A 25,830-nucleotide genomic window follows, 5' to 3' on the forward strand; every position below is an offset into this window, starting at 1 on the left:
GAGGGTTACCGGGTCGCGCGCATCGGGAGGAGGGACGATGCGCACTATCGAACGAACCCGGAATCATGAACCCTTCACCGTCTTCCACGACGTCCCTTTCCGCTGCGCCCGCGGCAGCCCGCAGCGGCGGCCGCTTTGCCCGGCTGCCCCTGCTCGCCGGCCGGAGTTTCATCCCGCTTGGGCTTTTCGCCCGTCTCCCGCTGGCCATGCTGACCGTCGGCGCCCTCACCCTCGTCACCGCAGTCACCGACTCCTATGCCGTGGGCGGCGCCGCGGCCGGCGCCGTCGGCATCGGCTCGGCACTCGGGGCCCCGGTGCTGGGCGCCCTCGCCGACCGGCTGGGCCAGCGCCCCGTCCTGCTCTTCTCCGCCGTCTTCAACGCGGTCGCCGTGACCGCCCTGATCCTCGCCGCATACCTGGTCCCGGGCGGCCGGGAGCTGGCCGCCGCCGTGCCGGTGCTTGCCGCGGCTTTCGTGGCGGGCGCCAGCTGCCCGCAGGTCGGCCCGCTGGCACGGGTCCGCTGGATGGCGCTGAGCTCCCGCGGCGGCGGACACGCGGAAGACCTGGACACGGCCCTGTCCTATGAGAGCACCGCCGACGAGCTGACCTTTGTGCTGGGCCCGGCGCTGGTGGGCATCCTCGCCAGCCTCCTCAGCCCCTGGTTGCCGATCGCGCTGGCCGCCGCGCTCACCCTCACCCTGGTTCCCGCGTTCGCCGTGCACCCGACGCACCGCGCGGTGCCGCGCACCCCGGCCCGGAGCCGCGCGGCCGCGGCCGCCGCACGACAGCAACGGAGAGCCCTCACCACCGGGCAGCGCGCGGCAACCTTCGCCGCCGTCGGGTTGCCGGTCCTGGCCATGGTCTGCATGGGCACCTTCTTCGGCTCGACCCAGACCTCCCTCAGTTCCTTCGCGGCGAGCTTCGCCACCTCCGAGCTGGCCGGACTGCTCTACGCGGTGATGGGCCTGAGCTCCGCCGCCGCGGCGCTCTCCGTGGCGTACTGGCCGCGGCGGTTCAGCGTCAACGCCCGCTGGCTGGCCTGCGCGGCGCTGATGACCGGGCTCGCGGCCCTGTTGCTCCTGCCCTCGACGGCGCTGCCGATGATCCTGGTGCTGCTGGTCCTGGGCCTGCCGGTGGGTCCGCTGATGGTCACCGTGTTCGCGATCGGCGGCGTCGTGGCCCCGGAGGGGAAACTTGGCACGGTGATGACGGCGCTGGCCAGCGGCATTGTCGCCGGCACAGCGCTGGGCTCGTCCATCGCCGGCCAGCTGGCACAGAACTCCGGCTATTCGGCCGCGTTCCTGGTTCCGGTCTGCGCCGCGGCGGCGCTGTTCCTGCTCGGCGCGGCAGCCGCCGTCGTCCTCCAGCGCCGAAACCGGGCGGCCGCATGACCCCAACTGACTCGCAGTTGTTGTCGTTTTGCGGGCTGAAACGACAACGACTGCGAGTCAGTTAGGTGATCTAGAGCTGGGAGCCGAGTTTGAAGCCGCGCTCCTCGCCTGGTTCACGGGTGTAGGCGAAACCGTCGGCGCCGACGGTGACGGCCATCTCGCTGCTGTCGGTGCGGATCACGAGCGGCTGCGGCTTGCCGTCGAGGTCCAGGACCAGGGAGGCCTCGGTGTACCAGCTCGGGACCACGGGGTTGCCCCACCAGTCGCGGCGCTGGTTGTCGTGCACGTCCCAGGTCACCGTGGGGTTGTCCGGATCGCCGGTGTAGTAGTCCTGGGTGTAGATCTCCACGCGGTGGCCGTCGGGGTCCAGGATGTAGAGGTAGAAGGCGTTGGACACGCCGTGCCGCCCGGGTCCGCGCTCGATCCGGTCCGAGATCCGCAGCGCGCCCATCTTGTCGCAGATCTGGATGATGTTGTGCTTCTCGTGGGTGGAGAAGGCGATGTGGTGCATCCGCGGCCCGTCGCCGCCGGTGAGGGCGGTGTCGTGCACGGTCTGCTTGCGGTGCATCCAGGCCGCGTAGGTGACGCCGTCGGAGTCCTTGATGTCCTCGGAGACCCGGAAGCCCAGGTCCTCCAGGTACTTCCGGCCGCGCGGGACGTCGGGGGTGACCTGGTTGAAGTGGTCCAGCCGGACCAGTTCGCCGGCGCTGTAGAGGTCGTAGCGCTGGGTGAGGCGTTCCACGTGCTCCACCTCGTAGAAGAACTCATAGGGGAAGCCCAGCGGGTCCTCCACCCGGACCGCGTCGCCGATCCCGCGGGCGAAGCCGTCCTTGCGGCGTTCCGTGCGGCAGCCCATTTCGGCAAAGTAGGCCTCGGCCTTGTCCACATCCTCGGGGGAGCGGACCCGGTAGGCGAATGCGGCGGCTGCGGCCACGGGGCCCTTGCGCAGCACCAGGTTGTGGTGGATGAACTCCTCGAAGGAACGCAGGTAGATCGCGTCCTCGTCCTCATAGGTGACGTGCAGGCCCAGCAGGTCCACGTAGAACGCCCGGGATTTTTCCAGGTCGGTGACCACGAGGTCCATGTAGGCGCAGCGGACAATGTCCGGCGCGGGGACCGTGGGGGTGATGATGTCGTTGGCCATGATGTGACTCCTCTTTGAGCTGGCGGGTGCGGTGGCGGGTGGCAGACAGGCGGTGGGCCGTCAGCGGGCCGTGGCACCAAACTTCGGGGTGTGGACGCTGCCCAGGGTGATGTGGACGGCCTGCTGGTCGGTATAGAAATCGATGGAGCGGTAGCCGCCCTCGTGGCCCAGGCCGGAGGCCTTGACGCCGCCGAAGGGGGTGCGCAGGTCCCGGACGTTGTGGCTGTTGAGCCAGACCATGCCGGCCTCCAGGTTCTGCGAGAAGTTGTGCGCCCGGGTCAGGTCGTTGGTCCAGACGTAGCCGGCCAGCCCGTACTTCGTGTTGTTCGCCAGGGCCAGCGCCTCGGGGTCGTCCTCGAACGGGGTGATTGCCACGACCGGGCCGAAGATCTCCTCCTGGAAGATCCTGGCGTCCGCGGCGACGTCGGCGAACACCGTCGGGGCAATGTAGTTGCCGGTCGGAAGTCCCTCCGGACGCCCGCCGCCGGCCAGCAGCCGGCCCTCGGACTTGCCGATTTCCACGTACCGGGCGACCTTCTCGTAGTGCTCCGGGTGCACCAGCGCGCCGACCTCGGTTTTCGGGTCGTGCGGGTCACCGACCACGATGTTCTTCGCGCGGGCGGCGTACTTCTCGCAGAACTCCTCGTAGATGCCGCGCTGGACCAGGATCCGGGAGCCGGCCGTGCAGCGCTCGCCGTTGAGCGAGAAGACGCCGAAGAGGGTGGAGTCGATCGCGGCGTCGAGGTCGGCGTCGTCGAAGATGATCGCCGGGCTCTTGCCGCCGAGTTCCATCGACAGGCCCTTGAGGTTCTCCGCGGCGTTGCGGAAGATCGTCTTGCCGGTGGTGGTTTCGCCGGTAAAGGAAATCAGCGGCACGTCCGGGTGCTTGACCAGGGCGTCGCCGGCTTCCTCGCCGAGGCCGTTGACCAGGTTGAAGACGCCGTCGGGCAGGCCTGCGTCCTTGAAGATCTTTGCCCAGAGGGAGGCGGAGAGCGGTGTGAATTCGGCCGGCTTGAGCACCACGCAGTTGCCGGTGGCCAGCGCCGGTGCGAGCTTCCAGGACTCGAGCATGAACGGCGTGTTCCACGGCGTGATCAGGCCGGCGACGCCGATCGGCTTGCGGTTGACGTAGTTGATCTGCGCGCCGGGGACCTTCATGGCGTCGTCGAACTGGGCCACGATCAGGTCGGCGAAGAAGCGGAAGTTCTCTGCGGCCCGCAGCGCCTGGCCCTTGGCCTGGGTGATCGGCAGGCCGGTGTCGAAGGTCTCCAGCTGCGCCAGCCGGGTCTCCTGGGCCTCGACGGCGTCGGCGATCTTGTTCAGGACGCGGGCGCGTTCGCGCGGCTTCATCCGGGGCCAGGGACCCTGGGTGAAGGCCGTGCGGGCGGCGGCGACGGCGAGGTCGACGTCCTCCTTCTGCCCGGCGGCCGCGGTGGCATAGGTTTCGTTCGACACCGGGTCCAGGACATCGAAGGTCTTGCCGCTGACGGAGTCGACGAACTCGCCGTTGATGTAGTGCTGGATGCGGGTGGGCAAATCGTCCGGGATGTAGTGCTCGGCCATGGGTCAATCCTTTGCTTCGGCGTTGAAGTGGCGGGGAGGTGTTATTTGGCGATCCGGAAGCCGTCCACCGGGGTGAGGTACTCCCGGCCGGCCTCCATCAGTTCGGTGATTTTCTTCAGCCCGGCGTCGGTGGGCGTGATCAGCGGCGGGCGGACGTAGTCGGAGGAGATCAGCCCCGCCTCGGCCATCAGCCACTTGCTGGGCGCCGGGTTGGTCTCGACGAACAACAGGTCCACGAGCGGGTGGACGCCGTAGTGGATCTTCCGGGCGGTCTCGAAGTCACCCTCGACCCAGGCGTTGTACATGTCCGCGGAGGCCTTCGGGGCGATGTTTGCCAGCGCCGAGATGAAACCGACGCCGCCGATCGCCATCAGCGGCAGGCACAGCAGTTCGATGCCGGACCAGACCAGCAGGTCCTTGCCGGCCAGGTGCATGACACGGGAGAAGTGCTCGAAGTCCTTCGTGGTCTCCTTGATCCCGACGATGTTGTCGAAGTCACGGAACAGCCGCGCCACGGTTTCGGGGGCCATGTCCACCGCGGTGCGGGACGGCACGTTGTAGATCACGAACGGCATCTGCGGGAACTCGGTGGCGATCGTGGCGTACCAGCGGTAGAGGGCCTCCTGCGTGGGCCGGGAGTAGTAGGGCGTGATGATCATCGACGCGTCCGCGCCGGCGTCGACGGCGGCCTGGGTCAGCTCCAGCGTCTCCTGCAGTTTTGCGGTGCCGGTGCCGGCCATGAACGGCACGCGGTCGCCGATCGCCTCGGCGGTCGCGCGGATGGCGGCGGCGCGTTCCTCGACGGACTGGGCGCTGGGCTCGCCGGTGGACCCGCCGATCGTGATGCCGGAGGATCCGCTGGCGATCTGCCACTGGACCATGTTCCGCAGGCTGTCGTGGTCGACGTCGCCGGACGCCGTGAACGGGGTGAACATCGCGGCGAGGGAGCCTTTGAGGTGCTGCTGGGGATCGGAACGGAACTTCATTGTTTTTTCCTTATCGTTCGAGGGAGGGGCGGCCGGGGCCGGCCCGCTGGGGTCAGGGGGACGGAGCCCGGTGGGCGAGGTAGGCATCGAGGGTGGCGGCGCGGTGCGCGCGGGCCGCGCGTTCGACGTCGTCCGCCGGGGCGCCCGCCTCCAGCAGCCCCAGCAGCGCCTCGTGTTCCTCGACCGACTGCCGGGCCCGGCCGGGCACGTAGCTGAAGGTGGAGGAACGCAGCGCCTGCAGCCGGTTCCAGCCGCGGTGCACCAGGTCGAGGATGTGCGGGTTGGGGCAGCGCTCGAACAGGACGCTGTGGAAGTCGCGGTTCAGGCTGGTGAAACGGACCGGGTCGAAGTTTTCCAGGCACTCGCGCATCAGTTCGTTCACCGCGCGGGCCCGGGCGATGTCCGCGGCGGAGATCAGCGGCGCGGACAACGCCGTCGCGGCGCCTTCGACGATCCCCAGGGTCTGCATTGTGTAGAGGTATTCGGTGGGATCGATGCCGGCCACGGTGGCGCCGACGTTGCGTTCGAACACCACGAGGTTTTCCGCCTCGAGCCGGCGGATGGCTTCGCGGACCGGGACGACGCTGAAGCCCAGCTCCTCGGCGATCTTGGCCAGCACCAGCCGGTAGCCGGGGGAGTATTCGCCGCTGAGGATGCTGGCCTTGACCGCCGCGTACGCCTGCTCCGACTTGCTCGAGGTGGCGCCAGCCGGGCCGGCCGTGCTCACGGTGCTGGTCATGGCCGGGACTGCCCGCGGTCCGCGGCCCACGCCTTGTACTTTTCCTGCCACTGGGCGTTCATCGGGTACAGGCCGTCCACGCTGTGCCCGGCGGCGACCATCTCGGCGATGAACGTCTCTTCGGACTCCTGGACCAGGGCGTCGTCGGCCACTTCCTCGGCGAGTGCCGGCGGGATCACAAGGATGCCGTCCGCGTCGCCCACGATGATGTCCCCGGGCTGAACCGTGGCGCCGCCGCAGGAAATGGTGAGGTCCACGTCCCACGGGATATGGCGCCGGCCCAGGACTGCGGGGTGCGCGTTCGCGAAGAACGTGGGCATCTCCAGGGCGCCGACGGCGGTGACGTCGCGGACGCCGCCGTCGGTGATGACGGCCACGGCACCGTTGACCTGGGCGCGCAGGGCCAGGATGTCCCCGACCGTCCCGGTGCCCTTTTCGCCGCGGGCCTCCATAACGAGGACCTCGCCTTCCCGGAGCGAGTCGATGGCGCGTTTCTGGGCGTTGAAGCCGCCGCCGTGGGTCTTGAAGAGGTCCTCGCGGTTGGGCACGTAGCGCAGGGTCCGGGCCACCCCGACGACGGTGCGGTCCGGCCGGGTCGAATGCAGGCCGTCGATGCTGACGTTGTTCAGGCCGCGCTTGCGCAGCTGGGAGCTCAAGGTGGCGGTGGCGACGGACTCGAGCTTCGCCTTCAGCTCGGGGGTCAGAGCATTCTTCGGCGCGGCCGGTTCCGCCGCTGCCGTAGGTTCGGCGGCGGCGGCTGCCGGCGTGCCGTACGCCTCGGCGCGCTGGGCCTCGTCGCTGCGCGGCTGCGCGCCGTAGTCGGCGAGGGGCACGGTGCCCTGGGCCGCCGTCGTCGTCAGCCGGCCGGTGGTGAGCCCCGACGCCGGGGCGTCCACCTCGACCTCCATCACGTCGCCCGGTTGGGCCACGGAGGCGCCGGCGGGCGTCCCGGTCAGGATGATGTCGCCCGGCTCCAGGGTGAGGAGCTGGGAGAGGTCCGCGACGAGCCGGGCGAAGGGGAACAGCAGCGTGCCGGTGGTGTCCTCCTGCACCAGTTCGCCGTTGAGCCAGGTGCGGATGCGGAGGCCTGCCGGGTCGACCTCGGCGGCCGGGAGGAGGCCCGGGCCCACGGGGGTGAAACCGTCCCCGCCCTTGGAACGCAGGTTGGAGCCCTTGTCCGCATAGCGCAGGTCGTAGACGCCGAGGTCGTTGGAGGCCGTGACGAAGCCGACGTGGCGCCAGGCCTCGTCCGGGGCAACGCGGCGGGCCCGGCTGCCGATCACCAGCGCCACCTCGCCCTCAAAGGCCAGGAGTTCGCAGCCGGCGGGGCGTTCGACGGTGCCGCCGGAGAGGCTCAGCGAGGAGGACGGCTTCAGGAAGTAGGAGGGCTGCTCCGGGGTGCGGCCGCGCTGGGCGGCGCGGCTCGGGTAGTTGATGTGCACCGCGATGACCTTGCCGGTGGCGGCCAGGGCGTCCTGCGAAAGCTGCTCCATCGCATCTCCTCATTGAGTATGAAATCGTATACGATACAAAACTGCCCGAACTGGACCGCCTTGTCAAGAGAGAACCCGGGCCGGGGGCCTCAGGCCAGCTGCGCCTCGATCCGCGCGGCGCTCGCCGACAGGGCGGCCGCAACCTCATCCGGGTCCTGTGCGGCGCGGATGTAGACCACCGCCAGGGCGGCCGGGCGCCCGCCGGGAACCCTGACCGGCACGGCCAGCGAGGAGACGCCGGGGATGACCTCGTCATGGCTGGCCGCGAAGCCGCGGCGGCGCGCCTCGGCCGCCTCCGACCGGTAGGGGATGCCCGGGGCGAGACGGTGCCATTCCTGCTCCGAAAGCGCCGACTGGATTGCGATGCCGGGCGCTCCGGCACTGACCGGGTGCCGGGAGCCCGGGTGCTGGACCACGGCCGCCCCCGTGTGGCGCGGATCGACGGTGACGAGGGTGACGCAGTCCTCGCGGTCCCAGACGGCCACGAAGGCGCTCATGGTCAGGGCGTTGGCCAGTTGGGTCAGCTCAGGCAGCGCGGCGGTCTGGAGATTGCGGGCGACGCCGCGGGCGAGGACGGCCAGGCCGGGGCCGGGCTGGACCCTGCCGGCGTCGTCCCGGACCAGCAGCGAGTGGTCCTCGAGGGTGCGCAGGATGCGGTAGGCGACCGAACGGTGGACACCCATGGCGTCGGCGAGCTCGGCGATGGTGAGCGGCTCCGGGGCGTCGGCCAGGATCTCCAGGGCCCGGATGCCCCGGGACAGCGTCTGGGACGGCGGGGCCTGGGTGCTGCCGGCGTTCGGGGTCATGGAGTCCATCCTAGAGGCGGGCGGGGGAGTCTTGTGTTCCGGCTCACAGTGAAGTAGCGTTCTATAAGTGAACTGCTTGTTCGATTATAGAACACGCGGTGAGGGCTAACAAGCGCCTTCCCGGGCGACAAGCGCCTTCCCGGGCCCGCGGCCGGGAGTCGCCGGCCGACGCCGACCGGGAGTTCTGCCAGCGGGTTTCCCCGTCACTTTCCGGGGCGGCGAAGCTTTTTGGCGGAAATGTGTGCCTGATCACACATTTCATAGTAGTATCACAGTTACTAACTGACCGTTCGATCAGTAATTCTGTAGGCATTTAGTTTTTCACTTGCACCCACCCGGGCAGCACCTCTGCCCCCAGCAACGGAGTTCCAATGACCGCAACTTCAACCGTCGATTCAGAGACGGGCCCCAGCAGCAAGCATGAGGAACGCAAGGTCCTCGCCGGGACGCTGGTCGGTACCACGATCGAGTGGTACGACTTCTTCATCTTCGCCCAACTGACAGCAACGCTGCTGTCCCCGCTCTTCCTCGCGCCGCTGAATGCCTCCAACCCGGGCCTGGCGCAGATCCTGTCCTTCGCCCTGATCGGCATCAGCTTCCTGTTCCGCCCGCTGGGCGCCATCGTTGCCGGCCACCTCGGCGACCGCCTGGGCCGCAAGGCCATGCTTGTCTTCACCCTGGTCATGATGGGCGCCGCGACGGCACTGATCGGCATGCTGCCGACCTACGCGCAGATCGGCGTCTGGGCCCCGATCCTCCTGATCCTGCTCCGCATCATCCAGGGCTTCTCCGCCGGCGGTGAATGGGGCGGCGCTGCCCTGATGGCCGTCGAGCACGCACCGATGAGCAAGCGCGGCCTGTTTGGCGCCTACCCGCAGATCGGCGTCCCGGTGGGCATGATCCTCGCCACCGGCCTGCTCTACTTCCTCAACACGTCGATGTCCAAGGAAGACTTCGGCAGCTGGGGCTGGCGGGTGCCGTTCCTGCTCTCGATCGTCCTGATCGTGGTCGGTTACCTCATCCGGCGCGCCGTGGCTGAGAGCCCGGTCTTCAAGGAAATGCAGGAGCGCAAGGAAGAAAGCAGGGCGCCCCTGGGCGAGCTGATCCGCAAGCACAAGAAGGCTGTCCTCTACTCGACGATGATCTTCATCGGCAACAACGCTGCCGGCTACCTGCTGATCGCCTTCTTCATCTCCTACGCCACCAAGACGCTGAAGATGCCCACCCCGCAGATCCTGCTGGCCACCACACTGGCGTCCTTCGGCTGGCTCATCTTCACCCTGGTCGGCGGCTGGCTCTCGGACAAGATTGGCCGCGTCAAGACCTTCCTGATCGGCTACGGGATCGTCTTCGCCTGGATGATCCCGATGTTCGCCCTGATCGACACCAAGGACATCGTTCTCTACGGCACGGCGCTGTTCGTCCTGACCATCGGCCTGGGCTTGTCCTACGGCCCGATGTCCGCGATGTACGCCGAGATGTTCCCGGCGAACGTACGCTACTCGGGCATCTCCATCGGCTACGCCTTCGGCGCCATCCTGGGCGGCGCCTTCGCGGCGACCATCGCCGAGGCCCTGCTGCAGGGCACGCACTGGACCGGCTCCATCGGCATCTACATCATGATCCTCTGCGTCATCTCCGCCGTCGGCGTCATCCTGGCCAAGGAAACCCGCGGCCGTCCGCTGGGCGTCAGCCGCCACCACTAGGCAGCCAAAAACAACGCGGGGTCACTTACGGCCCATCCGGAACCCCCGGATGGGCCGAAAGTGACCCCGCGTTGCTGTTTAAGCGAGTGCTTAGACGCCCAGGAAGCTGATGGCACCCTGCTTGAAGGCCCGGCTGGTCACGGCGTTCGTGTGGTTCCGCGCCGGCAGGATGAGCTGTTCCACCATCGCCCCGGCCTTGGCGCCGAGAGCGGCGAGCTCGGGCATGGACGCGGCCCGTTCGTCCTTCTCCCCGGCCACCAGCAGCACCGGCATTTGCGGGACCGCCTCGGCGGGGTCGAACGGCTCGTCCTTGATCGCCTCGATCAGGGACAGCAGGGCAAAGATGTTGTTGCTGGGCAGCAGTTGCGCCATCTTCAGCAGCCCGGCGGTGGACGCGTCCGCGATCGGCGTTCCGTCCGCCAGGTAGCGCTGCGCGGCGACCAGGTCGAAGTCCGCCAACGGGTCCGCCACGTTGGGCCCGCCGAGCACCAGCCGGTGGACCAGTTCGTGCTGGGTGGCGCCGAATTCCCAGGCCAGCCGGGACCCCAGCGAGTAGCCGATCACGTCCAGGCCGCTGGCCGGATCGCCGTCGCGCAGCGGACGTGCGCCGGCGTCGAACGCAATCTGGAGCAGATCCGCGCGGATCTTGCTGGGGGAGTAGGAATCCCGGTCCTCCGGGGCGCCGCTGCGGCCGTGGCCGGGCAGGTCCACGGCGATGACGCGGCGGCCGGCGTCGGTGAGGGCGGTGATCCAGCCGGTGTCCTTCCAGTTGAGCTTGGAGGAGGAGGAGAAGCCGTGCAGCAGCAGGACCGGACGCAGCCCGGCGTCGTCCTTCGGATCGTGCACCCCGACGTAAAGCTGGGGGTCGGTGCCTTCGACCGTGTGGGAATGCTGCTCGCCGGTGTGCCTGCCGCTCATGGTGTCAGTCCTCATCAAGTACGGCGCTCAGGCGAACCCGGCGCTTCGGTGCCTCTTCCTTCGGGACCGTGCCCACGATGCCGGCGGTGTTGTCCGGCACCTCGAACACGATCAGGGGCTCGCCGACATTGATCTTGTCGCCGGGCCCGCCGTAGATACGCACTACCTTACCTGCCTGCGGGCTGGGCAATTCGACGGCCGACTTGGTGGTTTCGACCTCCACCAGCGGCTGGTTCCGCTCCACCTGCTCGCCCGGCGAGACCAGCCATTCCAGCACGGTCGCCTCGATCAGGCCCTCGCCAAGATCCGGCAGCGGGAAGGAAATTTCAGCCACGTTTGTACTCCAATACTCGCTGGATGCCGAAGAGGATCCGGTCAATGTTCGGGATGTATTCATCTTCGAGGTCGCCGGAGGGGTACGGGACGTCGAAGCCGGTCACGCGCTCCACCGGTGCCTTGAGGGTGTCGAAGCAGCTTTGCGTAATCAGCTGCGCCACCTCGGCGCCCAGCCCGGAGGTCAGCGGCGCTTCGTGGACGACGACGGCGCGGCGCGTCTTGCGCACGGAGGCGGCCAGCGCCGCGGCGTCGATCGGCTTGAGCCAGCGTAGATCCAGGACCTCGACGTCGATTCCGTCCTCGGCGGCGAGTTCGGCCACCTGCAGGCAGCGGGCCACCATGGCGCCCCAGGCCACGAGCGTCAGGTGCCTGCCCTCGCGCATGACCTTGGCGCCTTCGGGCGCGCCGCCGGAGGGATCGGCCTTGCCGGGATCGACCTCGCCCTTCTGCCAGTAGCGGGACTTCGGCTCCATGAAGATCACCGGATCCGGCCGCGTGGCGGCGTATTTGAGCAGGTGGTAGGCCTCGTGCGGGTTCGACGGCGAAACCACCTTGAGCCCGGGCACGTGGGCGAAGAGCGCCTCGAGGCTTTCGCCGTGGTGTTCGGGGGCCCGGATGCCGCCGAAGCTGGGCACCCGCAGGGTGATCGGCATCGGCATGGTGCCGCGGCTGCGGTAGTTCATCCGGGCGATCTGGCAGACGATCTGGTTGATGGCCGGGTAGGCGAAGCCGTCGAACTGGACCTCGGGGATGGGGTGGAAGCCGGCCATCGCCAGGCCCACGGACATGCCGAGGATGCCGGACTCCGCCAGCGGGGTGTCGAAGACCCGCTGCGCGCCGTGCTTGGCCTGCAGTCCGTCCGTGATCCGGAAGACGCCGCCAAGCCGGCCGCAGTCCTCGCCGAAGATCACAGCCTTGGGGTTTTCCTCGAGCACCTCGTCGAGGGCGCGGTTGAGCGCCTGCTGCATGGACATCACCGTGGTGGAGGCGGGGGCATCTGCGCTCGTGCTTGCAGCGGCACTGCTTTCGAGAATCGAGTTAGACATGTTCGGACTCCTCGCGCCAGTTGGCGGCCTGGGCCTGCAGGGCAGGGGTGGTTTCCTGGAAGACCAGGTCAAACATTTCGTTTCCGGGGCGCGGGCCAAGGGCCTGGATGCCGGTCCGGATCTGCTCCTCTTCGGCCTTGGCGGCGGCCAGCGCCTCGGCGAAGAACGCCGCGTCGGCGGATCCGTCCGCCAGCAGCCGCTGCTTGAGCCGCTCCAGCGGATCCTCGCCGGCGCCGTCGCGCTCCTCGTCAAGGGAGCGGTAGCGGCCCGGGTCATCGGAGGTCGAGTGCGGCCCGCGCCGGTAGGTCATCGCCTCGATCAGCACGGGGCCGTTGCCGGAGCGGGCGTGCGCGAAGGCGCGGCGGGTCGCCTCGACGACGGCGACGACGTCGTTGCCGTCGATCTGCAGCGCCGGCATGCCGTAGCCGGCCGCGCGGGCGGCGACGGAGCCGCCGGCCACCTGGCGGCCGGTCGGGACCGAGATGGCCCAGCCGTTGTTCTGCACGAAAAAGACCACGGGTGCCTTCATCACGGCGGCGAAGTTCATCGCCTCGTGGACGTCGCCCTGCGAGGAGGCTCCGTCGCCGAAGTACGTCAGCGCCACGCCGTCTTTTTGGTCCAGGGTCTGGCCGTGGGCCCAGCCGACCGCGTGCAGCACGGATCCGGCGACGACGGCCTGGATCGGGGCGAGCCGGGACTCCATCGGGTCGTACAGGCCGCCGTGCCAGGTGGCCTTGTGGGTGGACATGTAGCCCACCATGTCCACGCCCATGGTCCGGGCGACGCCCATCTCGCGGTAGGTGGGGAAGACGAAGTCGCGGGTGGTGTCGACGGCGTAGCCGCTCCCGACCTGGGCAGCCTCCTGGCCGAGCTCCGGGGCGTAGCCGGGGATGATGCCCTGCCGCTGCCAGGCGATCGCGGAGGTGTCGAGGTGCCGGACCGCGACCATCAGCGAGTAGAGCTCGCGCAGCTGGGCGGGGGTGAGGGGACCGGCGTCGTCGCCGGTAACCGCGAGGGGGAGTGTGTCCATGCCTGTGACCCTAGTCACGGGCCGAGCTCTAGGCAATCAGCTCAGGTAACACTGACCATTCTGTCAAAAGCTGCCGTTCCCGGCCTCATCCCGCTTGGCAGTTTGTACAGTGTATTTACTCGGCCCTGGTCCGTGCGCGGGAGGCCTGCCGGACAAGGTGGTCGCGTTCGGCGACGTTCGTCGCCCGGCGGGCAGCTTCGGCGTAGGCGGCAGCAGCGGCGGAGAAACAGCCGCCCAACTCGTGCAGATAGCCCAGGACTGCATGCCAGCGGTGCCGCTCGCCGATCACGTCCCGTAGCAGGTAGGTCTCTTGCAGCCCTGCAGATGCGCCGTGAACGTGGCCGACTGCGACCGCGCGCCCGAGTGCTGCGGCCGGGTTATGACGCGCCGGGTCGTCGGTGAGCGCGACGAGGTCGTCGTACCAGGCAAGAATTTGCGGCCAATCGGTCTCTTCGGCGGTCGCGGCATCGTCATGAAGTGCTGCGATCGCAGCCTCGATCTGGTATCTGCCGAAGCGCTGAGCGGCCAGCGCTGATTGCAGGACGCGAACGCCCTCCGCGATCTCTCGTCCGTCCCACAGGCCGCGGTCCTGCCGGTCGAGGGTGACAATCCGGCTTTCGGGATCGAGCCGTGCCGGGAGCCGAGCGTGGTTGAGGAGCATGAGGGCCAGCAACCCGCGCGCCTCCGGTTCTTCAGTCACGAGGGTGAGCTGGCGAGCGAGTCGGATGGCTTCCTGTGCCAGGTCGAGGCGGCCAGCGTGGCCGCGCGTGTAGACCAGGTAGAGCACATGCAGTACGACGCTGAGGTCGCCGGGCTGGTCCAGGCGGCGCCCCTGCAGGGAGCGCTTGGCGCGGCTGATCCGTTGCGCCATTGTCGCTTCCGGAACGAAGAAGGCGTCGGCGATCTCGCGGGTAGTGAGGCCGCAGACAGCGCGGAGGGTCAGAGCCACTTGGGAGGCAGGTGCAAGGCTACGGTGGCAGCAGCAGAAAAGTAGAAAGAGCGTGTCATCGCCCTCGTCTGTCAGAGGGGACTGCGGCTCGTCGCGAGTGGCCTCTTCTCGTCTGTGACGGGCTGCCTGGCTGCGTCGGGCGTCGACAAGCCGGCGGATGGCGACAGTGGTCAGCCAGGCATGCGGTTCGCGCGGTGGGTGTTCCGGCCAGACCCGCAGCGCTTCGAGCAGCGCCTCCTGGACCGCATCCTCAGCTTCGTCGAAGTCCTCGCCCCGCCGGACCAGACCTGCGAGCACCCGCCGGACGAGGGCACGCAGGGCGCCCTCGTCCAGTGTTCGCATCGGATCGATGATCACGCCCGGTTAGTCGTGCGAGGGTGCCCCGGACATGACTTCACGGATGTCGATCCACTCGTAGAGGGGCTCGCCGCCCGGGCCCGGCTCGGAGGAGACGAAGGCTGCGAGTTCGACTGCCCGTTCGCGTGACTCGACGTCGATCATGTACCACCCGGCAACCAGATCGCTGGTCTCAGGAAGCGGGCCATCTGTGGTGACGGGTGCGGCGCCCGGGCCTCCGTAGCGAACCCAGGTGCGCTCCGGGGTGAGCGCCTGCGCATCGACGTACTCGCCGTTCTCCTCAAGCACCTCGCTGACCCGCCTGAGGAAAGCCATATGTGCCTCTACGTCCGCCGGGGCCCACTGGTCCATCGGGGGCACTGGACGGTGCGGCACGGGGCCGCCGCGGTAATGCTTGAGGAGCAGATACTTCGGCATGATGATCTCCTATTTTGGGGCCACGCCTGTCGTGGTCTTCCACTTAGTGAGCGGAGCCGGTCAAGACTTCTCGACATGCATCCCCAAATTTAGTCCCGAAAGGCTGCAGCGGGGAGCCTCAGTCGGCGCGGCGTGCACGGCCGAGCCGGGCCCCGATCCAGCAGGCGGCGGCGATGCCGGCGATCAGCGCCATGGTGCTGAAGAGCTGTCTGCTGCTCTCCGGGCTGCTGAAGCCGACGGCGAAGATCAGGGCCAGGAGAACCAGACCGAACACCGTGAGCCCCGGGAAGCCCTTCATGCGCAGCGGAAGGGCGGTGCCCGCACGGTCCGCCCGGCGCCGCAGGATCAGCTGGGATACCAGGGCCGAGCCCCACACCACGAGGCAGGTCGAGCCCACCAGCTGGAAGAGCGCCGGGAGGATCCTTTCCGGGAACAGCAGTTCGAGCACGGCCGCCAGGAAGCCGAAGGCCACCGAGATGCTGACGGCGATGACCGGGACCCGGGCCGTGTTGAGCCGCGAAAGGAAGGCGGGAGCTTCGCCGCGCACGGACAGCGAGTAGGCCATCCGGGAGGCGCCGTAAAGGTTCGCGTTGAGGGCCGAGAGCAGGGCGACGACGGCGACCAGGGTGATTGCCGCGCCGGCGCCGGGGATGCGGGCCAGATCCAGGACGCCTGCGAACGGCGACTTCAGTGCTGCCGACGTCGAAGGCAGCACGGCGGCGATGACGAACACGGAGCCGATGTAGAACACCAGGATGCGCCAGACGACGGTGCGGATCGCGTGGCCCACGCTGCGTTCGGGGTTCTCCGTCTCTGCCGCGGCGACGCTGACGATTTCCGTGCCGCCGAAGGCGAAGATGACCACGAACAAGGCCGCCGCGATTCCGCCCAGGCCCGCCGGGGCGAAGTTGGAGGTGATGTTGCTCAGTCCCGGGCTGGGAACCTCCGGCAGCCAGCCGAACAGCAGCGCGGCGCCGATGGCCAGGAACAGCAGGATGGCGGCGACCTTGAGGATCGCGAACCAGAATTCGAACTCGCCGAAGTTTTTCACCCCGGCGAGGTTGATGGCCGTGAAGACGGCCATGAAAATCAGGGCGAGTCCCCACACCGGAACAACAGGCCAGATCGTGAAGAGCAGCCCGGCCGCACCGAGCGCCTCGGCCGCGATGACGACGACGAGCTGCAGCCACCAGAGCCAGCCCACGGTGGCGCCGGCGGTCTTTCCCATGGCTTTCTCGGCGTAGACGGAGAACGCGCCGCTGTTCGGGTTTGCGGCGGCCATCTCGCCGAGGGCCCACATCACGATGATGATCAGGGTGCCCGCGACCAGGTAGGAGATCAGGACGGCCGGACCGGCGGCCTGGATTCCGGCCCCCGATCCGAGGAACAAACCTGCGCCGATGGCGCTGCCGAGTCCCATCATGGTGAGCTGGCGGGGTTTCATGCTGTGGCCGAGCTTCACGGCCGGGCGCTCCGCGGTGGACTTCGTTGTCATGCTGGCGAACCTTCTTACGGTGGTGGATGCGTCCTTTTGGGACCATTCGAATTTACCGTCCCCGGGGTGCCCTCGCGCGCGGGCGGCGTGAGAGCATGGTTGCAGTTTGTTGAATAGCCGGCCCGAATCACGACGATTTGTGCGGTTGAATCCCTGCAGGCAAGGAAACTGACGTGAACGTGGACCCGCTGGACGCCAAGATTGTCCGATTCTTCACGGACGCCCCTCGGGCCTCCGTGCTGGAGGCGTCCCGGGTGCTGAAGGTCGCCCGGGCCACCGTGCAGTCGCGGCTGGACCGGATGCAGGACAGCGGCGTCATCGGCTCCTGGGTGCCGCAACCGGATCCCGCCCGCTTCGGCTACCCGGTGGTCGCCTTCTGCTCCCTGACCATCAACCAGGACCTGGGCCATGACGCCGTCGTGGAGGCACTGGCGCGCATTCCGGAGCTGATCGAGATCCACACCGTGTCCGGCAGCTCGGACCTGATGGCCCGGATTGCGGCCGGCTCCAACCCGGACCTGCAGCGGGTGCTGGACGCGATGATCGCCACCCGGACCGTGCTCCGTTCCTCCTCGGTGATCGTGCTCAACACCCACTTCGAGGGCCGGACCCTGCCGCTGCTGGAAGCCGCCGCGCAGCGGGAGTAGCCGCGCGGCCAGCCCGGGGGACCGCAACATTTTGCGCCGGACCGGCGTCGTCGTAGAATTAGTTCTAGTCACTTTGACTATAACTATTCCGGCGGTAGGGCCGGAACCGTCCGGGCAGTCTCCACGGGACCGGTCCGGACCCCGGAATGCGGGGGTTGATCACCGTCTACACCTCTCCAGCCAACGTCTCGGAGCGCCAGCTCGCGCCGCCGTCGCTGGCCATCTCCACGGTAATCTTCGCCTTGCGCCCGAGTGAGCGCTCGGGCCGCCCCACGCTGTGGATCCCGCTGGTGCGCCGGATCAGGGAGCCATTCAAGGGGCTGTGGGCGCTGCCGGGCGGGCCGCTGACCCATGCTGAGTCGCTGCAGGACGCCGCCTCCCGGAACCTGCGCGAAACCACCGGACTGGCGCCAAGCTACCTCGAGCAGCTTTACGCCTTTGGCGGCCTGCACCGCTCGCCTACCCAGCGGGTGGTCTCGATCGTCTACTGGGCCCTGGTCCAGCCCACCGAGGCCGCGCTCGCGGACGAATCCGAAAACGTCCGCTGGTTCCGGGCCGACCGGCTCGGCGAACTGGCGTTCGACCACAACACCATCATCGAGTACGCGCTCTGGCGGCTGCGGAACAAGATGGCCTACGGCTCCATCGCCTACCACCTGCTGGGCGAGTACTTCACCCTCGCCCAGGTCCGGGAAGTCTACGAGGCAGTCCTGGACCGCGAGCTGGATCCGGCCAACTTCCGCCGCCAGATCAAAGCCGCCCCCGAAATCGAAGAAACCGACGAATACCTCCAAGGCGGCAAGCACCGCCCGCCCCGCCTCTACCGCTTTACCGGCCGCCCAGGCCTCGATCCAGACAACAGGAGCACACCATGAGCAGCGTCAACACGGCGATCCAGCTGATCACGCGCGAACAGGCTGAAGGCAGCACCGCGGGGTCCACCTGCAGCCCCGCGCTCGCCCGGGGTCCCTGGGACTACGACCTCGCCGAGGCCCTTGCCGGTGTGCCCGCCTACGGCCCCGGAGCTTCTGTGGCCGACGTGGCCCCGCCGTCCACCCCCCGCCAGGGCCAGCTCCCGGAGGAGTACCGCCTGGCCGGCGACGCCGAACTGGACGCCCGCATCAGGGCCGCCAAGGCAGCGCTGGGGGACCGGGCCGTCATCCTGGGGCACTTCTACCAGCGCGACGAGGTGGTGGAATACGCCGACTTCGTGGGCGACTCCTTCCAGCTCGCCAATGCGGCCCTGACCCGGCCCGACGCCGAGGCGATCATTTTCTGCGGTGTGCACTTCATGGCCGAAACCGCGGACATCCTGTCCCGGCCGGAGCAGGCCGTGATCCTGCCCAACCTCGCCGCGGGCTGCTCGATGGCGGACATGGCGGACATCGACTCGGTCACCGAGTGCTGGGAACAGCTGGAGGAGCTGTTCGGCACCGACCCCGACGCCGACGGCCGGGTGCCCGTCATCCCGGTCACTTACATGAACTCCTCGGCAGCGCTCAAGGGCTTCTGCGGCGAGCACGGCGGCATTGTCTGCACTTCCTCGAACGCCGCCACCGTGCTGGAGTGGGCGTTCGAGCGGGGCCAGCGCGTGCTGTTCTTCCCGGACCAGCACCTGGGCCGCAACACCGCCAAGGCCATGGGTGTGCCGCTGGAGCAGATGCCGATGTGGAATCCGCGCAAGGAGCTCGGCGGCAACGACGAACAGTCGCTGCAGGATTCCCGCGTGATCCTCTGGCACGGCTTCTGCTCCGTCCACAAGCGCTTCAACGTGGCCCAGATCGAGAAGGCGCGCGCCGAGTTCCCGGGCGTGCAGGTCATTGTGCACCCGGAGTGCCCCATGGAGGTGGTCGACGCTGCCGATGCTGCCGGATCCACCGACTTCATCCGCAAGGCCATTGCCGCCGCCACCGAGCCCACCGTCTTCGCGGTCGGCACCGAGATCAACCTGGTCAACCGGCTGGCCGCCGAAAACCCGCAGCACACCATTTCCTGCCTGGACCCGGTGATCTGCCCCTGCTCCACCATGTACCGCATCCACCCGGGCTACCTGGCCTGGGTGCTGGAGTCCCTGGTCCGCGGCGAGGTGGTCAACCGCATCACGGTGGCGGACGACGTCGCGGCTCCGGCCCGCGTGGCGCTCGAACGCATGCTGGCGGCCCGGCCGTGACCAGGCGGCTCATCGTCGTCGGCAGCGGGATCGCCGGGCTGTACGCGGCGCTGCTCGCCTCGGAAGCGTCCGCCTCTGAGGTGGTGCTCCTGACCAAGGGCGCGCTCGAGGAGAGCAACACCTTTTACGCCCAGGGCGGCGTGTCCGCCGTGCTGGCGCCGGGGGAGGCCGCACCGGGTGACTCCGTGGCGGCGCATATCGCCGATACCCTCGCCGCCGGGGCCGGGCTGAACAATCCCGAGGCGGTGCGGATCCTGTGCACGGAGGCCGTCCGGGACATCGCCGGGCTGCGCCGCTTCGGTGTGGACTTCGACGTCCGTGCCGACGGCGCCCCGGCGCTGGGGCTCGAGGCTGCGCATTCGGCCGCCCGCATCCTTCACGCCGGCGGCGATGCGACCGGGGCCCGCATCGCGCGTGCGCTCGTGGCCGCTGTGCTCGAGCGCGCCGTCCAGGGTGGAGTCCGGGTCGAAACCGGCGCCTTGGTGACCGAGCTCCTCACCGAGGGCGGCGGTCCGTCAGGAGCAAATCCGGGCGCCGTCACCGGTGTCGCCTACCTGGCCGGCGCGGAGCCGAAGCGACTCGACGCCGACGCCGTGCTGCTCGCCACCGGCGGCGCCGGGCGGCTGTTCGCCCGCACCAGCAACCCATCCGTCGCCACCGCCGACGGCCTCGCCCTGGCCTGGCGCGCGGGGGGCGCGGTCCGCGATCTGGAGTTCTTCCAGTTCCACCCGACCACGCTGGCCGCAGCCGAGGTGCCGGGCGGGCCGCCCGCACTGCTGATCTCCGAGGCGGTGCGCGGCGAGGGTGCCGTGCTGCTGGATGCCGCCGGCTACCGCTTCATGCCCGACTACCACCCGGACGCGGAGCTGGCCCCGCGCGACGTCGTCTCCCGCAGTATCGCGCTGCACCTTGCGGCCGCCGGGCTCCCGGCGGACAGCCCGGTCTACCTGGATGCCCGGGGAATTGAAGCCAGCCGCGGGCCGGGCTTCCTGGCCCGGCGGTTCCCCTCCATCACGGCAGCGACGCGCGCCGCCGGGTACGACTGGACCGCCGAACCGCTGCCCGTGTCCCCGGCGGCGCACTACTGGATGGGCGGGGTCACCACCGACCTGCGCGGGCGCACCTCGGTACCGGGGCTCTACGCTGCAGGGGAGGTCGCGTGCACGGGGGCCCAGGGCGCCAACCGGCTTGCCAGCAATTCGCTGCTCGAAGGGCTGGTGTTCGGGCGACGGGCCGTGGAGGACTTCCTTGGTGCGGGACATGGCTGTGCGTCAGCTTGGGCGTCGTACGACGCCGTTCCTCCGCGTGCTGTCTCGGCCGCGGGCGGCCTCGCCTTGACGCACGCTTCCGGAACACCGTCGAACGACGGTGGGCAGCCGGCCCCGGGTGCCGCTCGGGAGTATCACCCGGCCAGCCTGCCCGATGGTTTTTTGGAGTCTGGGCCTGGTCCGGGGTTGTTTTCGCGGCAGGCTTTGGGGCGGTTGATGACTGGGGCTGCCGGGGTGCTGCGTACGGGGGCCGACCTCAATGCTGCGGCTGCGCAGCTTGCTGCCTGGGCTGGCGTGGTCCGGCCCGAGAGGGTGACGGACGCAGGCCTGGATCAGTCCGGGCACGAGGATCGGAATCTGCTGCTGGCCGCACGCCTGCTGGTGGAAGCCGCGCGGGCCAGGACCGGCTCGGTGGGCGCCCACTTCCGGGCGGACGCAGACCCCGCCTCCCGTGACGGCGACGCCGTCGTCCCCGCAATGCTCGCAGCCCCGGCCCGTTCCGCCCCGGCCGCCCTATCCCACGGCCACCGGTATGCCGCCGCATCCCGCCCGAAACAAAGGATTTCGTCATGACAGCACCCGCCACGGCCCGACCGGGCGCCCTCCCGGTGACTGCCCTCGCCGGCACCCTCCCCGCGGCCGCCGTGGAGGCCGTGCTGCGCGCCGCCCTGCAGGAGGACTCCCCGTACGGCGACATCACCTCGCAGACCCTCATCCCCGCCGACGCCCGCGCCACTGCGGTGCTGGCAGCCCGGGTGCCGGGGGTGCTCAGCGGCGGGGAGGTGTTCGCCGCGGCGATGAAGCTGGCGGACCCGGCCGCCGTCGTCGAACTGCTCGTGGCCGACGGCGATGCCTTCGAGGCCGGCGCGGCGCTGGCCAGGGTGACCGGCAACGCCCGCGGCGTGCTGCTGGCCGAACGGGTGGCGCTGAACCTGGTGCAGCGGATGAGCGCGATCGCTACCCGGACCGCGGAGTTCGTCGCGTTGGTTGCCGGCACCCGCGCGCGGATCACCGACACCCGGAAGACGACGCCGGGGCTTCGCGTGCTGGAGCGCTACGCGGTGCGCTGCGGCGGCGGAGCAAACCACCGCTTCAGCCTCTCGGACGCGGTCCTGGCCAAGGACAACCACCTGGCGGTGCTCACCGGTGGTGACCCGGCAAAGCTCACCGCGGTGCTGCGCGACGCCAAGGCGCGGCTGGGGCACACCACGCATTTCGAGGTGGAGGTGGACAGCATGGAGCAGATCGAGCCCGTGCTGGCCGCCGGCGTGGACACCATCATGCTGGACAACTTCTCACTGATCGAACTCGCCGACGGCGTCGAACTCGTCGCGGGGCGGGCACGGGTCGAGGCCAGCGGCAACGTCAGCCTCGCGACCGTGGCCGGCATCGCCGCCACCGGGGTGGACGTCATCTCGATCGGTGCGCTCACCCACAGTGTCAGCGCCCTAGACCTGGGCCTCGACATCGAATTGGAACCTGCCGCCGGGGCTATGGCCCAGGCCGCCGGGCCGGCGCTCGACTGAGGAATGCCGTGATCTTCCTGGATGCCGCCGCCACCACGCCGGTCCGCCGCGAGGTGCTCGAGGCCATGTGGCCGTATCTCAGCGGCGAGTTCGGCAACCCCTCAAGCCACCATTCGCTCGGCGACGCCGCCGCCGCGGCGCTCGCGGGAGCCCGGGAAACGACGGCCAAGGCCCTGGGCTGCCGGACCGGCGAGGTCGTCTTCACCTCCGGCGGCACGGAAGCGGACAACCTCGCCGTCAAGGGCATCGCCCTGGCCCGCCGCGCTGCGGACCCGCACCTGGACCGGGTGGCGATCAGCGCCGTCGAACATCCCGCGGTGGAGGAATCCGCCAGGTACCTCGAACGTGTCCACGGCTTCGCGGTCGACGTGGTCCCGGTGGACCGCTACGGGCAGGTGACCGAGGAAGCGTTCGCGGCCGTGCTCCGGCCGGAAACCGCGCTCGCCAGCGTCATGTACGCCAACAACGAGGTCGGCACCATCCAGCCCGTAGCCCGGCTGGCGGCACTGGCCCGCGGTCGCGGCATCCCGTTCCACAGCGACGCCGTGCAGGCCGCGGGCTGGCTGCCGCTCGACACTCGTGGCCTGGGCGTCGATGCCCTGAGCCTTTCCGGCCACAAGCTGGGCGCCCCGAAGGGCTGCGGAGCTTTGTTCGTGCGCGGCCGGACCCGGCTGGAACCGCTGGTCCACGGTGGCGGCCAGGAACGCGGCCGCCGCTCGGGCACCGAGAACGTTGCCGGCGCGGTGGCCCTCGCAACGGCGCTGAGCCTGGCCGGGACCTCGCAGCAGGACGCCTCCCCGCGGGTTGCTGCCCTGCGTGATGACTTCATCGGCGCCGTCCTGGCCGGAGTGCCCGGCGCCGTGCTGACCGGCCATCCGGTCGAGCGGCTGCCCTCGGTGGCCTCGTTCTGCTTCCCGGGAACCAGCGGCGAGTCTGTGCTGCTGGAACTCGAGCGGCAGGGTGTGGTCTGCTCCAGCGGTTCGGCCTGCGCCGCGGGCTCCGACGAGCCGTCGCCCGTGTTGCTGGCGATGGGAATCAGCGCCGAAGTGGCCCAGACCGCCGTGCGCTTCAGCTTCGATTCGTCCATTACCGCCCCCGAGCTGCGGGAAGCAGCAGCCGCGGTGCGCACCGCCGTCGGCAGCATCCGCGCCCTCGGCTAGGCGGCCCGCTGGATGCTAGCGGTGCCGGGCGCGGCGGAAGATCCAGTGCCGCAGCATCGTGAACCTTACGGCCGTGGCCAGGAAGCCGGACAGGGTGGTGGTCCAGAGCTCATCGGCCACGGTGGCGTCCGGGTTGATCCAGTGCAGGATGCCGAGGCTGCCGCCCGTGATCAGCAGGGCGACGGCGATTACGATCAGCCCGTTGAGATGGTCGCGCTTCATCCGGTGGCGCTCGGTGATCTTGAACGTCAGCCGCCGGTTCAGCGCGGTGTTCATCAGTGACGTGAGGATCAACGCGGCCGCGTTGGCCGGCTGGGGTCCGATCCACGGCCGCAGGAAGGCATACAGTGCCAGCGAAGACACGGTGCAAACGACGCCGACGCCGGTGAAGCGCAGCAGCTGACGGACCACCGGATAGCGGAGCACGCCCCGGTGGCGGCGGCGCGGTGAAACAGAGGGGGACGAAGTTGGGGAGGCCGCGGTGGTGTCCGGCGGGTACTGCCGGGAGGGCTGCGCTTGTTGTAGCTGCGACTCCATCCGTCTAGTGCAGCTCGCCGACCGGGATGTCCACGGCGAGGCGGTTCGACGGCCCGGCCAGCGGGCAGGCCCACGCCTCGTTGTAGGCGCAGGACGGGTTGTAGGCGAAGTTGAAGTCCAGCACGAACTCGGCGTCCGGCCCCGAGCCCGTCACGCCGTGGAAGGCGCCCTTGATGGTGTCCAGCAGGTAGCGGCCCGCGCCGTAGCTGCCGCCGGGCTGGCCGGCGGTGGCGTCGCGGAACGGCACGAAGATGCCGCCGCCGTAGCCGTTGAGCTTCCAGACGGCGAGCTGGCCCATCTCCGGCAGGTCGAAGGTACCCAGCCGGACAAAACGAACGAGGCCGTCGGTACCGGTTTCGACGTTCATCTCCCGTCCGGCGCCTTCTTTCGTGATGGGGACGTGGAAGCGATAGATCGGATCGTAGTCCGCGGTCTTCAGGCCGCCGAAGTTCGCCTTGGCGTCGTCGGTCAGCGGCGAGGCGGGGTGCGTGCCGAACATCCGGTCGCGCTCCTGCCGCCAGTAGGAGTGGGCTTCGGCCGGGTTATCCGCGGCGATCTTACGCACGGCGGCGTAGAGCGCAAAGGTCCGAAGCCGCCAGTCCGCGATGTCGACGGCGGACATTCGCGAGACGCCGTCCGGGCCGTCAACGTCCGCTCCATCAAAATGCTGTTCAGCCATCCCCCCAGCCTAGCCTTGTTTCGCCGCCGGAAACGCGGCGGGCCGTGCCCTCGGAGCGCCGCTGGGGGACCGTAGACTTCGCGCATGCACAACTCCGCCCCCGCCGGGTCCGCCAACCGCGCCGCCGCCTCGCTGGCCGAACTCGTCCGGTTCCGCACCGTCTCCTCCCGGGTTCCGGCCGAGGTGGACGCCGAAGAGTTCGAGGCCTTCCTGGCGGCCCTGCCCCGGCTCTACCCCTCGGTCCACGCAGGCCTCGAGGTGGAACGCGTCAACGGGGCGGCCCTGCTGTTCCGCTGGCCCGGTACCTTGGAGGATCCCGGCAGCCGCCCTACGGTGCTGATGGCCCACTACGACGTCGTCCCGGCGGGGGACGAACAGGCGTGGACCCACCCGCCGTTCTCCGGCCACAGCGACGCAACCCATCTCTGGGGCCGCGGCACGCTGGACGACAAGGGCCAGCTGGTCGCCATCCTGGAGGCCGCGGAGGCCCTGCTGGGCGAGGGTTTTGCCCCGGCGCACGACGTCTACTTCTCCTTCGGCAACAACGAGGAGACTGCCGGAGACAGTGCCGCAGCGGCCGTGGAGCTGCTGGCCGGCCGTGGGGTGCGGCCCTGGCTGGTGCTGGACGAGGGCGGAGCCGTGGCGGGCGGGGCGTTCCCCGGCGTGAGCCGGCCGGCCGCCGTCGTCGGCGTGGCCGAAAAGGGGATCCTGGACGTGGAGCTGCTGACCCGGGATCCGGGGGGACACGCCTCGACGCCGCCCCGGATGGGAGCGACGGCGCGGCTGGCGCGGGCGATCACCAGGATCGAGCAAAATCCCTTCCCGCAGCGACTCCCGGAGGTGACCGCGGAGATGCTCCGGCGCTTCGGACCGCACGCCCCGGCCCCGCTGCGGGTAGCTTTCGCGAACCTGTCCCTGCTCAGGGTCCCAATGACGTGGCTCTTCGGCCGGCTGGGGAACGAAACCAACGCGATGACCCGGACCACCGTGGCCATCACCACCCTGGAAGGTAGCGCGGGCGCCAACGTGCTCGCCGCCACGGCCAAGGCGAACGCCAACGTCCGGGTGGCCGTGGGAGATACCGTGGCCGCAACCGTGGAGCGGCTGCGGAAAGTCATCCGGGATCCGATGGTGGAACTGCGGGTGGTGGAGGGCAACGAGCCCACGCCGGTGTCCGCCTCCACCGGTCCGCAGTGGCAGCTGCTGGAGGACTGTATCTCAGAGACCTTCCCGGAGGCGATCATCACGCCGTACATCATGATGGGTGGCACGGACTCGCGCCGTTTCACCCGGATCTGCGACTCCGTGTACCGGTTCGCGCCCTTCGCGATGGACGCCGCGGACCGCGGCTCGATCCACGCCGTCGACGAAAAAATCTCGCTCGAGACCCTGTGCCACGGCGTCCGCTTCTACGAAACGCTGCTCCGGAGGCTCTGAACCGCGCGGGTGCCCGGCTACGCTGGCAGC

The 25,830-nt window shown here is 69.3% G+C and carries 24 protein-coding genes; 9 read left to right on the forward strand and 15 right to left on the reverse strand.

The features are described from left to right. Positions 1–65: 65 nt before the first annotated feature. Positions 66–1,391, forward strand: a complete 1,326-nt coding sequence (locus AC1DB8_RS13705) for an MFS transporter (protein ID WP_476893329.1) — start codon at positions 66–68, stop codon at positions 1,389–1,391. 70 nt (positions 1,392–1,461) lie between these two features. Here the strand turns inward: AC1DB8_RS13705 and hpaD are convergent, their stop codons facing one another. The 6 genes from hpaD to AC1DB8_RS13735 all read right to left on the reverse strand — a co-directional run bounded on the left by hpaD (position 1,462) and on the right by AC1DB8_RS13735 (position 8,122). Continuing rightward, positions 1,462–2,535 carry a 3,4-dihydroxyphenylacetate 2,3-dioxygenase gene (gene hpaD, locus AC1DB8_RS13710; protein ID WP_476893330.1) on the reverse strand — a complete coding sequence of 358 codons (1,074 nt, stop codon included), beginning with the start codon at positions 2,533–2,535 and terminating at the stop codon, positions 1,462–1,464. 60 nt (positions 2,536–2,595) lie between these two features. Further along, a complete protein-coding gene (hpaE, locus tag AC1DB8_RS13715; protein WP_476893331.1) occupies positions 2,596–4,098 on the reverse strand; it encodes a 5-carboxymethyl-2-hydroxymuconate semialdehyde dehydrogenase in 1,503 nt (500 codons plus the stop codon). Between the two features lie 41 nt (positions 4,099–4,139). Beyond that, on the reverse strand, positions 4,140–5,084 hold the full coding sequence (gene dapA / locus AC1DB8_RS13720; protein WP_441417391.1) for a 4-hydroxy-tetrahydrodipicolinate synthase: 945 nt from the start codon (positions 5,082–5,084) through the stop codon (positions 4,140–4,142). A gap of 52 nt (positions 5,085–5,136) precedes the next feature. Beyond that, a complete protein-coding gene (locus AC1DB8_RS13725; protein WP_476893332.1) occupies positions 5,137–5,823 on the reverse strand; it encodes a GntR family transcriptional regulator in 687 nt (228 codons plus the stop codon). Next, the gene (locus AC1DB8_RS13730) at positions 5,820–7,316 is read right to left on the reverse strand and encodes a fumarylacetoacetate hydrolase family protein (protein WP_476893333.1); all 1,497 of its coding nucleotides are present in this window, start codon (positions 7,314–7,316) and stop codon (positions 5,820–5,822) included. Before AC1DB8_RS13730 ends, AC1DB8_RS13725 begins: the two co-directional genes overlap by 4 nt. Before the next feature lie 89 nt (positions 7,317–7,405). Next, positions 7,406–8,122, reverse strand: a complete 717-nt coding sequence (locus AC1DB8_RS13735) for an IclR family transcriptional regulator (RefSeq protein WP_441417394.1) — start codon at positions 8,120–8,122, stop codon at positions 7,406–7,408. A gap of 371 nt (positions 8,123–8,493) precedes the next feature. Between AC1DB8_RS13735 and AC1DB8_RS13740 the strand changes: the two genes are divergently transcribed. Then, positions 8,494–9,828: an MFS transporter gene (locus tag AC1DB8_RS13740; RefSeq protein WP_441417395.1), complete on the forward strand. Its 1,335-nt coding sequence runs from the start codon at positions 8,494–8,496 to the stop codon at positions 9,826–9,828. 90 nt (positions 9,829–9,918) lie between these two features. Here AC1DB8_RS13740 and AC1DB8_RS13745 read toward each other — a convergent pair whose 3' ends face one another. The 7 genes from AC1DB8_RS13745 to AC1DB8_RS13775 form a co-directional block, all read right to left on the reverse strand. Continuing rightward, positions 9,919–10,746, reverse strand: a complete 828-nt coding sequence (locus AC1DB8_RS13745; RefSeq protein ID WP_476893334.1) for an alpha/beta fold hydrolase — start codon at positions 10,744–10,746, stop codon at positions 9,919–9,921. Between the two features lie 4 nt (positions 10,747–10,750). Next, complete coding sequence (locus tag AC1DB8_RS13750; protein WP_018775751.1) at positions 10,751–11,080, reverse strand: biotin/lipoyl-containing protein; 330 nt, start codon at positions 11,078–11,080, stop codon at positions 10,751–10,753. After that, the gene (locus AC1DB8_RS13755; protein ID WP_476893335.1) at positions 11,073–12,128 is read right to left on the reverse strand and encodes an alpha-ketoacid dehydrogenase subunit beta; all 1,056 of its coding nucleotides are present in this window, start codon (positions 12,126–12,128) and stop codon (positions 11,073–11,075) included. Before AC1DB8_RS13755 ends, AC1DB8_RS13750 begins: the two co-directional genes overlap by 8 nt. Then, on the reverse strand, positions 12,121–13,158 hold the full coding sequence (locus AC1DB8_RS13760; protein WP_476893336.1) for a thiamine pyrophosphate-dependent enzyme: 1,038 nt from the start codon (positions 13,156–13,158) through the stop codon (positions 12,121–12,123). The genes AC1DB8_RS13755 and AC1DB8_RS13760 overlap by 8 nt, the downstream gene beginning before the upstream one ends. 115 nt (positions 13,159–13,273) lie before the next feature. Continuing rightward, the gene (locus tag AC1DB8_RS13765; RefSeq protein WP_476893337.1) at positions 13,274–14,464 is read right to left on the reverse strand and encodes an RNA polymerase sigma factor; all 1,191 of its coding nucleotides are present in this window, start codon (positions 14,462–14,464) and stop codon (positions 13,274–13,276) included. Positions 14,465–14,470: 6 nt separating this feature from the next. Then, positions 14,471–14,881, reverse strand: a complete 411-nt coding sequence (locus AC1DB8_RS13770; protein WP_476893338.1) for a YciI family protein — start codon at positions 14,879–14,881, stop codon at positions 14,471–14,473. A 118-nt stretch (positions 14,882–14,999) separates the two neighbouring features. Then, positions 15,000–16,376: an amino acid permease gene (locus AC1DB8_RS13775; protein ID WP_476893339.1), complete on the reverse strand. Its 1,377-nt coding sequence runs from the start codon at positions 16,374–16,376 to the stop codon at positions 15,000–15,002. Between the two features lie 173 nt (positions 16,377–16,549). Between AC1DB8_RS13775 and AC1DB8_RS13780 the strand changes: the two genes are divergently transcribed. From AC1DB8_RS13780 to AC1DB8_RS13805, 6 genes are all read left to right on the forward strand, one after another. Next, positions 16,550–17,023: an Lrp/AsnC family transcriptional regulator gene (locus AC1DB8_RS13780; protein WP_476893340.1), complete on the forward strand. Its 474-nt coding sequence runs from the start codon at positions 16,550–16,552 to the stop codon at positions 17,021–17,023. Between the two features lie 146 nt (positions 17,024–17,169). Continuing rightward, positions 17,170–17,898, forward strand: a complete 729-nt coding sequence (locus AC1DB8_RS13785) for an NUDIX hydrolase (RefSeq protein ID WP_441417403.1) — start codon at positions 17,170–17,172, stop codon at positions 17,896–17,898. After that, complete coding sequence (gene nadA, locus AC1DB8_RS13790; RefSeq protein ID WP_476893341.1) at positions 17,895–19,193, forward strand: quinolinate synthase NadA; 1,299 nt, start codon at positions 17,895–17,897, stop codon at positions 19,191–19,193. The genes AC1DB8_RS13785 and nadA overlap by 4 nt, the downstream gene beginning before the upstream one ends. Beyond that, on the forward strand, positions 19,190–21,034 hold the full coding sequence (locus AC1DB8_RS13795; protein WP_476893342.1) for an L-aspartate oxidase: 1,845 nt from the start codon (positions 19,190–19,192) through the stop codon (positions 21,032–21,034). The genes nadA and AC1DB8_RS13795 overlap by 4 nt, the downstream gene beginning before the upstream one ends. Beyond that, positions 21,031–21,987, forward strand: a complete 957-nt coding sequence (nadC, locus tag AC1DB8_RS13800; protein WP_476893343.1) for a carboxylating nicotinate-nucleotide diphosphorylase — start codon at positions 21,031–21,033, stop codon at positions 21,985–21,987. The genes AC1DB8_RS13795 and nadC overlap by 4 nt, the downstream gene beginning before the upstream one ends. Positions 21,988–21,995: 8 nt before the next feature. Beyond that, positions 21,996–23,147: a cysteine desulfurase family protein gene (locus AC1DB8_RS13805; RefSeq protein WP_476893344.1), complete on the forward strand. Its 1,152-nt coding sequence runs from the start codon at positions 21,996–21,998 to the stop codon at positions 23,145–23,147. 15 nt (positions 23,148–23,162) lie between these two features. Here the strand turns inward: AC1DB8_RS13805 and AC1DB8_RS13810 are convergent, their stop codons facing one another. Beyond that, on the reverse strand, positions 23,163–23,684 hold the full coding sequence (locus AC1DB8_RS13810; protein WP_476893345.1) for a GtrA family protein: 522 nt from the start codon (positions 23,682–23,684) through the stop codon (positions 23,163–23,165). A gap of 4 nt (positions 23,685–23,688) precedes the next feature. Continuing rightward, on the reverse strand, positions 23,689–24,363 hold the full coding sequence (locus AC1DB8_RS13815; RefSeq protein WP_476893346.1) for a DUF1684 domain-containing protein: 675 nt from the start codon (positions 24,361–24,363) through the stop codon (positions 23,689–23,691). Positions 24,364–24,447: 84 nt separating this feature from the next. Here AC1DB8_RS13815 and AC1DB8_RS13820 point away from each other — a divergent pair, with 84 nt between their 5' ends. After that, the gene (locus tag AC1DB8_RS13820; RefSeq protein WP_476893347.1) at positions 24,448–25,800 is read left to right on the forward strand and encodes a M20/M25/M40 family metallo-hydrolase; all 1,353 of its coding nucleotides are present in this window, start codon (positions 24,448–24,450) and stop codon (positions 25,798–25,800) included. Positions 25,801–25,830 lie beyond the last annotated feature (30 nt).

The organism is Arthrobacter sp. 10N410 (assembly GCF_056394945.1).